Origin of the sequence: Flavobacterium sp. RSP49 (assembly GCF_003968735.1) — a bacterium.
Lineage (GTDB): Bacteria > Bacteroidota > Bacteroidia > Flavobacteriales > Flavobacteriaceae > Flavobacterium.
Map to the genome: position 1 here is coordinate 138,709 of NZ_RYDN01000002.1, position 11,930 is coordinate 150,638.

An 11,930-nucleotide genomic window follows, 5' to 3' on the forward strand; every position below is an offset into this window, starting at 1 on the left:
GGAAATTATGGCTAAATTATTAGTAAAACAAGTTAGAAGCAAAATCAACTGTCCTCTTACTCAAAAGAGAGGTTTGGAAGCTTTAGGTCTACGTAAAATGGGACAAGTTGTAGAGCATGATTCAAACCCTACAATCCTTGGGATGATAAATAAAGTTAAACACTTAGTTTCTGTTGAAGAAGCTAAATAACAAATACTGTTATGAATTTAAGTAACTTACAACCTGCTGAAGGTGCTACACACAATCAAAATAAAAGATTAGGTAGAGGAGAAGGTTCCGGAAAAGGTGGTACTTCTGCAAGAGGTCACAAAGGAGCCAAATCTCGTTCTGGTTATTCTAAAAAGATTGGTTTTGAAGGGGGTCAAATGCCACTTCAAAGACGTGTACCTAAGTTTGGTTTTACAAACATCAATCGTAAAGATTACGAAGGTGTAAATCTTGATACACTTCAACTATTAGTTGATAATGGTGTTATTAAAGATACTGTTGATATGACAGTTTATGTTGCTAATCGTTTAGCTACTAAAAATGAAATCGTTAAGATTTTAGGTAGAGGTGAATTGACAGCAAAATTAAAAGTAACCGCTCACAAATTTACTGCTACTGCAAAAGCTGCTATTGAAGCTGCTGGTGGAGAAGCTGTAACAATGTAATTTTTCAATTAATATGAAGAAATTTATTGAGTCAATTAGTAATGTTTGGAAAATCGAGGAACTGAAAAATAGAATCCTAATTACATTGGGTTTGCTTTTAGTGTATCGTTTTGGGGCTCAAGTAACCTTACCAGGTATTGATGCTACACAGTTGGGTAATTTAGCCGGACAAACTAAAGAAGGAATTGGTTCAATTCTTGATATGTTTACTGGAGGAGCTTTTTCACAGGCTTCTGTTTTTGCCTTAGGAATAATGCCTTACATTTCTGCTTCAATTGTTGTTCAGTTGATGGGAATTGCGGTTCCATACTTGCAAAAACTTCAAAGCGATGGAGAAAGCGGTAGAAAAAAAATTAATCAAATTACACGTTGGTTGACTATTGGTATCACCTTGGTTCAAGGTCCTACTTACATCTACAATTTATATAGAACGTTACCTAGTAATGCATTTTTATTGGGATTCAATTCATTTGAATTCTTATTTTCGTCAGTAATTATTTTAGTCACAGGTACAATTTTTGCGATGTGGTTAGGAGAAAAAATTACAGATAAGGGAATAGGAAATGGTATATCTTTGTTGATTATGGTGGGTATTTTGGCAAGGTTGCCTCAGGCATTCATCCAAGAATTTACCACGAGAGTGACTAATAATAACGGTGGTCCGATGTTGTTAGTTATCGAAATTATCATTTGGTTATTGGTTATTGTTTGTTGTGTACTGCTGGTTATGGCGATTAGGAGAATTCCTGTTCAATATGCCAGACGAACTACTTCAGGGGATTTTGAACAAGACATGTTAGGTGGAAATAGACAGTGGATCCCTTTAAAGCTTAATGCTTCTGGGGTGATGCCAATTATTTTTGCTCAAGCAATTATGTTCATTCCAGCTGCTTTGGCAGGACTGTCTAAATCAGATGCTTCGCAGTCAATCGTTGGCGCTTTTAGTAATATGTTTGGTTTCTGGTATAATTTAGTTTTTGCAACGTTAATAATTGTATTTACTTTCTTTTATACTGCAATCACAGTTCCTACTAACAAGATGTCTGATGATTTAAAGAGAAGCGGTGGTTTTATACCGGGCATCAGACCAGGAGTTGAAACTTCTGATTATCTTGATAAGGTAATGTCTTTAATAACTTTTCCAGGATCTTTATTTCTTGCTTTGATTGCTGTGTTCCCGGCGATAATTGTAAGTGTTATGGATGTTCAACAATCCTGGGCAATGTTTTTCGGAGGTACTTCATTGATAATTATGGTAGGTGTTGCCATTGACACAATGCAGCAAATCAATTCATATTTGCTAAATAAGCATTATGATGGTTTAATGAAAAGTGGTAAAAATAGAAAAGCAGTAGCTTAACTTTATGGCAAAACAATCAGCAATAGAACAAGACGGATCGATCATTGAAGCATTATCAAATGCAATGTTCCGTGTAGAGTTAGAGAATGGACATATAGTAATTGCACATATATCTGGAAAAATGCGTATGCATTATATCAAATTATTACCTGGTGATAAAGTGAAACTAGAAATGAGCCCTTACGATTTGTCAAAAGCAAGAATTACTTATAGATATTAAAGGATATTCAAAATGAAAGTTAGAGCTTCAGTAAAAAAGAGAAGTCCCGAGTGCAAAATTGTGCGAAGAAAAGGGAGATTGTACGTAATAAACAAAAAGAATCCTAGATTTAAACAAAGACAAGGATAATTATGGCAAGAATAGCAGGGGTAGATATCCCAAAAAATAAGAGAGGTGTTATAGCACTTACCTACATCTTCGGATTAGGAAATAGTAGAGCTATTGAGATTTTAGAAAAAGCTCAAGTAAGCCAAGATAAAAAGGTTCAAGACTGGAATGATGATGAGATCGGAGCGATTCGTGAAGCAGTGTCCACTTTCAAAATTGAAGGAGAATTGCGTTCAGAAGTTTCTTTAAACATCAAACGTCTTATGGATATTGGGTGTTACAGAGGTATTCGTCACAGAACTGGTCTTCCATTAAGGGGACAAAGAACTAAGAATAACTCCAGAACAAGAAAAGGTAAAAGAAAAACTGTTGCCAACAAGAAAAAAGCAACTAAATAATAAGTAATATGGCTAAAGCAACTGCAAAAAAACGTAAAGTTATCGTTGAATCAACGGGAGAAGCTCATATTTCTGCTACCTTCAACAACATCATCATTTCTTTGACAAACAAAAAAGGTGAAGTTATTTCTTGGTCTTCAGCTGGTAAAATGGGTTTTAGAGGTTCTAAAAAGAATACTCCATACGCAGCCCAAATGGCAGCAGAAGATTGTAGTAAAGTAGCTCTTGAAGCAGGACTTAAAAAAGTTAAGGTGTATGTTAAAGGACCAGGAAACGGACGTGAGTCTGCGATCCGTTCTTTGCATAACGGTGGAATTGAAGTGACTGAGATTATCGATGTTACTCCAATGCCTCACAACGGATGTCGTCCTCCAAAAAGACGTAGAGTTTAATAATATTTTTTTAGTATAACCTAGATAGAATACCGATTATCGAAGGATAAGACCTGAATTCATAATCTCTATCTTAAACAATTTAAAATGGCAAGATATACTGGTCCAAGTACAAGAATCGCCCGTAAATTCGGCGAAGCAATTTTCGGAGACGATAAAGCGTTCGAAAAAAGAAATTATCCACCCGGACAACACGGGATGGCTAAAAAAAGAGGGAAAAAATCTGAATTTGCTATCCAGTTAATGGAAAAACAAAAAGCTAAATATTCTTACGGAATTTTAGAAAAACAATTTAGAGGTTTATTCAAAAAAGCATCAGCAACTAAAGGTGTTACTGGTGAAGTTCTTTTACAATTATGTGAAGCACGATTAGATAACGTTGTTTTTAGAATGGGTATTGCCCCTTCAAGAAGAGGAGCGAGGCAACTTGTTTCTCATAGACATGTCACTGTTAATGGTGACGTTGTAAATATAGCTTCTTACCACCTTAAACCTGGTGATAAAGTTGCAGTTCGTGAAAAATCTAAATCTTTAGAAGCAATCGAACGTTCTTTGTCTAATTCAAGTCATGTTTATGAATGGATTACTTGGAATAATGATATCAAAGAAGGTACTTTCGTTTCTGTACCAGCTAGACTTCAAATCCCAGAAAACATTAAAGAACAATTAATCGTAGAGTTGTACAACAAATAATAATTGACTTAGTCGAAATTTATGGCAATATTTAATTTTCAGAAGCCCGATAAAGTTATCATGATCGATTCAACCGATTTTGAAGGTAAATTTGAATTTAGACCTTTAGAACCAGGTTACGGATTGACCGTTGGTAATGCACTTAGAAGAGTTTTGCTTTCAGCATTAGAAGGTTATGCTATTACATCTGTTCGTATTGAAGGTGTAGATCATGAGTTTTCTACTATTTCAGGAGTTGTTGAGGATGTTACCGAAATTATCCTTAATCTTAAACAAGTACGTTTCAAACGACAAATTGAAGATATTGATAATGAATCAGTTACTATTTCTGTTTCCGGTAAAGATCAATTAACAGCTGGTGATTTTCAAAAATTTATTTCAGGTTTCCAAGTTTTGAATCCAGAACTAGTTATCTGTAATTTAGATCCTAAAATTAAACTTAATTTCGATTTAACGATCGAAAAAGGTAGAGGATATGTTCCTGCTGAAGAGAACAAAAAACAGAATGCTGCAATTGGAACTATTTTTACAGATTCAATTTTTACTCCGGTAAAAAATGTAAAGTATGCAATTGAAAACTTCCGTGTAGAGCAAAAAACAGATTATGAAAAATTAGTTTTTGAAATTAAAACTGATGGTTCTATCAATCCAAAAGATGCCCTTACTGAAGCTGCTAAAGTTTTGATTCACCATTTCATGTTGTTCTCTGACGAAAGAATTACACTCGAGGCTGACGAAATTGCACAAACAGAATCGTATGATGAAGAGTCATTGCACATGAGACAATTGCTTAAAACTAAGCTTGTTGATATGGATCTTTCTGTAAGAGCATTAAATTGTTTGAAAGCGGCTGAAGTTGATACACTTGGTGATTTAGTATCGTTCAACAAAAATGACCTAATGAAATTCCGTAATTTTGGTAAAAAATCTTTAACTGAACTTGATGAACTTGTTGCAGTTAAAAATTTGAACTTCGGTATGGATTTAGCAAAATACAAACTAGATAAAGAATAAATTACTTCATATTTTGATCTCCAAAATGGATAGCATCAAGATGAAAGTATAAAAAAACACGTCATGAGACACGGAAAAAAATTCAATCACTTAAGCAGACAGACTGCACATAGAAAATCTATGTTAGCTAATATGGCTTGTTCTCTTATAGAGCACAAACGTATTAACACTACTGTTGCTAAAGCAAAAGCGCTTAAACAATTCGTTGAGCCTTTAATAACAAAATCAAAACAAGATACGACTCACAATCGTCGTATCGTTTTTGCTTACTTACGTAGCAAATATGCGGTAACTGACTTGTTCAGAGACGTAGCTGCTAAAGTAGGAGACCGTCCAGGTGGATACACACGTATCATTAAAGTTGGGAATCGTTTAGGAGATAATGCCGATATGGCAATGATCGAGTTAGTAGATTTCAATGAACTTTACAATGGTGGTAAAAAAGAAGTTAAAAAAGCAAAAAGCCGTCGTGGTGGGAAAGCTAAAAAAGCAGATGAGGCTACTGAAGCTACAGCTGCTGAAGGTGAACCAACTGCAGAGACAGCTGAGTAATTATGAAAATAATCATTCAATAAAAATCAAGGATAAGCTATTTATAGTTTATCCTTTTTTTTTGATTTTTTCGGAACAAAAAACGTAATATTTAATAGTGAATTGTCTTGCTGTTCACTGTATCTTTTGCTTTTAAAGAAAAATCAAAAAGATGCCTCCAGACGCTCCAAGGTCTTCAGAGCTATAGGGTAGAATTTTTATTATACAATAAATTTCAAAAACTTGCATCCATTGCTTTAAACAATTAAATTTGCACAATATTTAACTATATATGAAACCCGCTTTGCGAGTTCCATGATACTATTATAATAACATTAGATAGCAACGAATGAAATATACAACAAGACAAAGCGCCATTCTTTTATTGAGTGACGGAACCATATTCCATGGTAAATCTATTGGAATCAGCGGAACTACCTTTGGGGAAGTTTGTTTTAACACCGGAATGACAGGTTATCAGGAAATATTCACTGACCCTTCTTATTTTGGACAATTAATGGTTGCTACGAACGCTCATATTGGAAATTATGGAGTAAACGATTCAGAAATAGAATCAGGTAGTGTTAAAATTGCCGGGTTGGTTTGTAAAAATTTTAGTTTTAATTATTCTCGTTCCGATGCTTCAGGGAGTCTAGAAGATTATTTTATTAAACAAAACTTGATCTGTATATCTGATGTAGATACGCGTGCCCTGGTTAGTTATATTCGGGAGAACGGTGCTATGAATGCTGTAATTTGTACAGATGATACCTCAGTAGAAGAACTAAAAATGGCTTTGTCAAAAGTCCCTGATATGAAGGGTTTAGAATTAGCATCTAAAGTTTCTACTACGGAACCTTATTTTTTTGGTGAGGAGAAGGCAACGTATAAAATCGCAGCACTTGATTTAGGAATAAAAATGAATATCCTTCGTAATCTGGCTAAAAGAGATTGTTATATCAAAGTATTTCCTTTTGATTCTTCGTATCAGGATTTAGCTGCATTTAATCCAGATGGATACTTCTTATCTAATGGTCCCGGGGATCCTGAGCCTCTTTCGGGTGCGATTCAAGTGGCTAAAGAAATTCTTGACAATGATAAACCTTTATTTGGAATCTGTCTTGGACACCAAATAATTGGTCTTGCTAATGGAATTTCTACTTATAAAATGTTTAATGGGCACAGAGGAATAAATCATCCTGTAAAAAATATCATCACTGGAAAAGGGGAAATAACTTCTCAAAATCATGGTTTTGCGGTTAATAAAGAGGAATTGGACAATCATCCAAATCTTGAAATTACGCATCTTCATCTTAATGATGGAACTGTTGCAGGGATGCGCATGAAAAACAAAAATTGTTTTTCTGTTCAATACCACCCTGAAGCAAGTCCTGGGCCCCATGATTCGTCGTATTTATTTGATCAGTTTATTGAAAATATTAAAGGATAAAGACAGTTATTTAATTGTCAAAATTTTAAAACAGAAGGGTTTGACTTTAATCATAAAGTCAGGCCTTTTTTTATGCGAAAAATAATTTTTATACCATTATCGATGATATTTTAGTCCTATTTTGCGCTGTCTCGATGCAATACGCATCTTGACTGTAAATTTTAAAGAAAAAAAGCACTTTCAAAAGTGAATATAATTTCACGAATATATAATGAAAAAAGTAAAATTAATTTGATACTGCAAAATAAAATTTTAATAAAGTAGAAAAGTGTTATTTCTAAAATAATTATAACGTTTTCGTTAATAACATTCATTATTTTCATAATGTCATTACAAAAGATAGAATATATTTGTATTACTAAATAAAAATTAGAAAATATGAGTATAATTATCAAAATTCACGCAAGACAAATTTTTGATTCAAGAGGAAATCCTACAATTGAAGTAGATGTAATTACAGACAATGGTGTTTTAGGAAGAGCGGCAGTTCCATCTGGAGCTTCTACCGGTAAACATGAAGCAGTGGAGTTACGTGACGGAGGAAAAGCTTTTCTTGGTAAAGGAGTTTTGAATGCGGTGAAAAATGTGAATACCCTTATTTCGGAAGAACTTCTTGGAGTTTCCGTTTTTGAACAAAATGTTATTGATCAAATGATGATTGATTTAGACGGGACGCCTAATAAATCAAACTTGGGAGCAAATGCAATTTTGGGTGTGTCTTTGGCTGTTGCCAAAGCGGCAGCAAATGAATTAGGATTGCCTTTGTATCGATATGTAGGCGGTGTTTCTGCGAATACATTGCCCGTTCCTATGATGAATATCATCAATGGAGGTTCACATTCTGATGCGCCAATTTCGTTTCAGGAATTCATGATCATACCCGTTAAAGCAACTTCTTTTACGCATGCAATGCAAATGGGAACTGAGATTTTTCACAGCCTTAAAAAAGTATTACATGATAGAGGTTTAAGTACAGCTGTTGGTGATGAAGGTGGTTTTGCACCAAACCTTGCCGGTGGTACAGAGGATGCATTGGACACGATCAAAAAAGCAGTTGAGGCTGCTGGTTATACTTTTGGAGACGAAATAATGGTGGCTTTAGACTGTGCGGCTTCTGAATTTTTTGTAAACGGAAAATACGATTATACGAAATTTGAAGGCGAAACGGGTAAAATTAGAACTTCAGAGGAGCAAGCTGATTATTTAGCTGAATTAGCAGCTAATTACCCTATTATCTCTATCGAAGACGGAATGGATGAAAATGACTGGGATGGTTGGAAATACCTGACGGATAAAATTGGTGCTAAAGTACAATTAGTAGGGGATGATTTATTTGTTACTAATGTGGAACGATTGTCAACAGGAATCGAAAAAGGAATTGCAAATTCAATTTTGGTTAAAGTAAACCAAATAGGTACTTTGACTGAAACTATTGCAGCGGTCAATATGGCTAAAAACGCAGGCTTTACCTCGGTAATGTCACACCGTTCCGGAGAGACGGAGGACAATACTATTGCAGATCTAGCAGTAGCATTGAATTGTGGACAAATTAAGACCGGTTCTGCATCTCGTTCAGACCGTATGGCTAAATACAATCAATTATTGCGAATTGAAGAAGAATTAGGCGATACCGCTTATTTTCCGGGAAAAAACGCTTTTAAAATAAAATAAGTTCTAATACTATCTTTTTTAGCCATTCACTTCGTGTGAATGGCTTTTTTTTGGTAATATTTAACATTTTCATTGTGTTATTCTCTTTTTAATTAGTGTTTAATTCCCTAGATTTGATAAATTATTATTTTAAAAGTTTATTTTCAAATATATTATGTCAAAAACAGCAACATTAGAAATCGACGGAAAAAAAATTGAACTGCCTATAGTAGTAGGTAGCGAAAATGAAGTTGCCATCGATATTAACAAATTACGTGATTTATCCGGTATAATTACTCTTGATCCGGGCTATAAAAATTCAGGTTCTTGTAAGAGTGATATTACTTTTCTGGACGGAGAATTAGGAATTCTTCGCTACAGAGGATACGCTATTGAAGATTTAGCAGAAAAAGCTGATTTTCTTGAAGTGTCTTATCTTTTAATTTTTGGAGAATTGCCTACTACTAAACAGTTGGCGCAATTTGAAACGGATATCAGAAAATACACGCTGGTCAATGAAGAAATGAAAAACATCATTGATGGTTTTCCAAAAACAGCCCATCCAATGGGTGTTTTAGCTGCTTTGACAAGTGCATTGACTGCGTTCAACCCTAAATCGGTTAATGTAGATAATGAAAAAGAAATGTATGAAGCAGTTTGTAAAACCATGGGGAAATTCCTGGTTATTGCCACTTGGACCTACAGAAAAAGTATGGGTTATCCTTTGAATTATTATGATAACACTAAAGGGTATGTGGAGAATTTCATGCATTTGATGTTTGAATTGCCTACAGAGCCGTATACGCCAAACCCTGTGGTAGTTGATGCATTAGACAAGTTGTTTATACTTCATGGCGATCATGAGCAAAATTGTTCCACTTCTACCGTTAGAATGGTGGGTTCCTCACATGCGGGATTATTTGCATCAATATCTGCCGGAGTTTCAGCTCTTTGGGGTCCGTTGCACGGTGGTGCCAATCAGGCAGTTCTTGAAATGCTGGAAGAAATCCATAGAAATGGCGGTGATGCAGATAAATATATGGCTAAAGCCAAAGATAAAAATGATCCTTTTAGATTGATGGGTTTTGGACATAGAGTCTATAAAAACTTTGATCCAAGAGCAAAAATCATCAAAAAAGCAGCAAATGAAGTTTTAGCAACTTTAGGAGTTGAAGACCCAATTCTTGCTATTGCTAAAAAGTTAGAAGCAGCGGCTTTGGAAGATGAGTATTTCAAATCAAGAAATTTATATCCTAATGTAGACTTTTACTCTGGAATTATTTACAGAGCGCTGGGAATTCCTACCGATATGTTTACAGTTATGTTTGCCATAGGGCGTTTGCCGGGATGGATTGCACAATGGAAAGAAATGCGAGAAAATAAAGAGCCTATCGGAAGACCAAGACAAATTTACACAGGACATCCTTTGCGAGAATTCAAGACCTCTGATAAAAGATAAAAGGTAAAAAGCTTCACAAATTTGTGGAGCTTTTTTTATATTTGCTAAAAGTTAAAGAGACATGTTAGAGTTAAATGTAAATAATGAAACTTCAAGACTAAGGGCAGTTGTTTTGGGTTCTGCAGTACATAACGGGCCAACGCCAAAACGAGAAGAGGCCTATGATCCAAAATCGTTAGAGCATATATTGGCAGGGACTTATCCGATCGAGATAGATATGGTTCGGGAAATGGAAGCCTTCAATCGGGTTTTTGAAAAATATGATGTAACGGTGTTTCGTCCTGAAATGATCGAAAATTACAATCAAATCTTTACCAGAGATATTGGCTTTGTAATTGGAGATGTTTTTGTAAAATCGAATATATTGCCGGATCGCGAGCGGGAATTAGACGCGATTCAGTACGTAATAGACCAAATGGAACCTCAAAAAGTAGTGCGCCCCCCAGAAGAAGTACACATAGAAGGAGGAGATGTGATGTTGTGGAATGACTATATCTTCGTTGGTACATATAAAGGAAGTGATTACCAGGATTATATTACAGCACGGACGAATCTTCAGGGTGTGCAGTACATCAAAGACCTGTTTCCTACTAAAATTGTAAAGGGATTTGACCTAGTAAAGTCTAAAATTGAAGCAAAGGATAATGCCTTGCATTTAGACTGTTGTTTTCAGCCTGTTGGAATTAATAAAGGGATTATATACAAAAATGGATTTCGAGAAGAAGCCGATTATTTATTTCTGGTTAATCTTTTTGGGAAAGAAAATTTATTTCACGTCACTAGAGACGAAATGTATCACATGAATTCTAATATTTTTTCTATCGATACTACTGTTGTCGTTTCCGAAAGAAATTTCACCCGACTGAACAATTGGTTGCGAGCAAACGGTTTTCTGGTAGAAGAAATTCCTTATGCCGAAATTGCAAAACAAGAAGGGCTATTGCGCTGTTCGACCTTGCCTTTGATTCGAGATTAATTCAATTTTAAAAACGTATTGTGGTAGAGACGCACGATAGAGACGCACAGCAGTGCGTCTCTACTACAAAAATAAAACACAAAAAACCATGAAACAAACAACAAATTCGATATTGATGATTCGCCCAGTAGCGTTTAGAATGAACGAACAAACGGCAGTAAATAATTATTACCAAAAAGTAGTAGACGGTCTTTTGCCTGCAACGGTTAACGCTAAAGCACAGCAAGAATTTGATGCTTTTGTCGAAAAACTGATCGCAGTCGGGGTTGATGTTACGGTTGTTGATGATACCCTGAATCCAGATACACCAGATAGTGTTTTTCCAAACAACTGGATTTCTTTTCACGAGAATGGAGATGTGGCTTTGTATCCTATGTTTGCTGAAAATCGCCGTCACGAGCGCCGCGAAGATATTTTAGATGTTCTGGAAGACAAAGGATTTGTGATTCATAATATTGTTGATTATACATCGGCAGAGGAAGATGGATTCTATCTGGAAGGAACAGGAAGTTTGCTTTTGGATAGAACTAACACTAAAGCATATTGCGCTTTGTCACCTAGGGCTGATGAAGAGTTGTTTATCGAATTCTGTGAGGATTTTGACTATGCTCCAGTTATTTTTGAAGCATTTCAAACCGTCGGTTCGGAACGAAAATTGATCTACCATACCAATGTGATGATGTGTCTGGGGGACACTTTTGCTGTGATTTGTTCGGAGTGTATTGATGATAAAAAAGAACGTAAAATGGTCCTGGATAGCCTAAAAGAAAACGGGAAAGAAATCATTTTAATTACGGAAGCCCAAATGAATACTTTTGCAGGAAACATGCTTGAAATTCATGGGGCAAAGGACAAACGATATTTAGTGATGAGTGCTGCTGCACATCAGAGTTTAACTTCAAAACAAATTGAACAACTGGAACGACATGCTGAAATTTTGAGTTCGAGCCTGGATACTATTGAAGCATGTGGTGGCGGCAGTGCCAGATGTATGATGGCTGAGATCTTTTTGCCAAGAAAATAAT

15 protein-coding genes are annotated in these 11,930 nt (G+C 35.4%); all 15 read left to right on the forward strand.

Going from position 1 to position 11,930, the window contains the following annotated elements; all coding sequences use genetic code 11:
- Positions 1 to 7 precede the first annotated feature (7 nt).
- The 15 genes from rpmD to ctlX all read left to right on the forward strand — a co-directional run bounded on the left by rpmD (position 8) and on the right by ctlX (position 11,929).
- Positions 8 to 190 carry a 50S ribosomal protein L30 gene (gene rpmD, locus EKM02_RS02235; protein ID WP_027310825.1) on the forward strand — a complete coding sequence of 61 codons (183 nt, stop codon included), beginning with the start codon at positions 8 to 10 and terminating at the stop codon, positions 188 to 190.
- A gap of 11 nt (positions 191 to 201) precedes the next feature.
- Positions 202 to 654: a 50S ribosomal protein L15 gene (gene rplO, locus EKM02_RS02240; RefSeq protein ID WP_126451843.1), complete on the forward strand. Its 453-nt coding sequence runs from the start codon at positions 202 to 204 to the stop codon at positions 652 to 654.
- 13 nt (positions 655 to 667) lie between these two features.
- Complete coding sequence (secY, locus tag EKM02_RS02245; protein ID WP_126451844.1) at positions 668 to 2,014, forward strand: preprotein translocase subunit SecY; 1,347 nt, start codon at positions 668 to 670, stop codon at positions 2,012 to 2,014.
- A gap of 4 nt (positions 2,015 to 2,018) precedes the next feature.
- Entirely contained in the window at positions 2,019 to 2,234 is a 216-nt protein-coding gene (gene infA / locus EKM02_RS02250) for a translation initiation factor IF-1 (RefSeq protein WP_007136545.1), read from the forward strand.
- A 12-nt stretch (positions 2,235 to 2,246) separates the two neighbouring features.
- Complete coding sequence (gene ykgO / locus EKM02_RS02255) at positions 2,247 to 2,363, forward strand: type B 50S ribosomal protein L36 (protein ID WP_008992256.1); 117 nt, start codon at positions 2,247 to 2,249, stop codon at positions 2,361 to 2,363.
- Positions 2,364 to 2,365: 2 nt separating this feature from the next.
- Complete coding sequence (rpsM, locus tag EKM02_RS02260) at positions 2,366 to 2,740, forward strand: 30S ribosomal protein S13 (RefSeq protein WP_091173715.1); 375 nt, start codon at positions 2,366 to 2,368, stop codon at positions 2,738 to 2,740.
- Between the two features lie 8 nt (positions 2,741 to 2,748).
- On the forward strand, positions 2,749 to 3,132 hold the full coding sequence (gene rpsK, locus EKM02_RS02265; protein WP_024981527.1) for a 30S ribosomal protein S11: 384 nt from the start codon (positions 2,749 to 2,751) through the stop codon (positions 3,130 to 3,132).
- A gap of 87 nt (positions 3,133 to 3,219) precedes the next feature.
- The gene (rpsD, locus tag EKM02_RS02270; RefSeq protein ID WP_073210389.1) at positions 3,220 to 3,825 is read left to right on the forward strand and encodes a 30S ribosomal protein S4; all 606 of its coding nucleotides are present in this window, start codon (positions 3,220 to 3,222) and stop codon (positions 3,823 to 3,825) included.
- A gap of 21 nt (positions 3,826 to 3,846) precedes the next feature.
- Entirely contained in the window at positions 3,847 to 4,839 is a 993-nt protein-coding gene (locus tag EKM02_RS02275) for a DNA-directed RNA polymerase subunit alpha (RefSeq protein ID WP_126451845.1), read from the forward strand.
- A 63-nt stretch (positions 4,840 to 4,902) separates the two neighbouring features.
- Positions 4,903 to 5,391 carry a 50S ribosomal protein L17 gene (gene rplQ, locus EKM02_RS02280; protein ID WP_126451846.1) on the forward strand — a complete coding sequence of 163 codons (489 nt, stop codon included), beginning with the start codon at positions 4,903 to 4,905 and terminating at the stop codon, positions 5,389 to 5,391.
- Between the two features lie 328 nt (positions 5,392 to 5,719).
- Positions 5,720 to 6,820: a glutamine-hydrolyzing carbamoyl-phosphate synthase small subunit gene (carA, locus tag EKM02_RS02285; RefSeq protein WP_126451847.1), complete on the forward strand. Its 1,101-nt coding sequence runs from the start codon at positions 5,720 to 5,722 to the stop codon at positions 6,818 to 6,820.
- A gap of 378 nt (positions 6,821 to 7,198) precedes the next feature.
- A complete protein-coding gene (gene eno, locus EKM02_RS02290; RefSeq protein WP_126451848.1) occupies positions 7,199 to 8,491 on the forward strand; it encodes a phosphopyruvate hydratase in 1,293 nt (430 codons plus the stop codon).
- A gap of 154 nt (positions 8,492 to 8,645) precedes the next feature.
- Positions 8,646 to 9,929, forward strand: coding sequence for a citrate synthase (locus EKM02_RS02295; protein WP_126451849.1), 1,284 nt, complete (start codon positions 8,646 to 8,648; stop codon positions 9,927 to 9,929).
- Positions 9,930 to 9,990: 61 nt separating this feature from the next.
- Positions 9,991 to 10,905: a dimethylarginine dimethylaminohydrolase family protein gene (locus tag EKM02_RS02300; RefSeq protein WP_126451850.1), complete on the forward strand. Its 915-nt coding sequence runs from the start codon at positions 9,991 to 9,993 to the stop codon at positions 10,903 to 10,905.
- Between the two features lie 88 nt (positions 10,906 to 10,993).
- Positions 10,994 to 11,929 (forward strand): citrulline utilization hydrolase CtlX, encoded by a 936-nt coding sequence (ctlX, locus tag EKM02_RS02305; RefSeq protein ID WP_126451851.1) that lies wholly within the window; start codon positions 10,994 to 10,996, stop codon positions 11,927 to 11,929.
- Position 11,930: the final 1 nt, after the last annotated feature.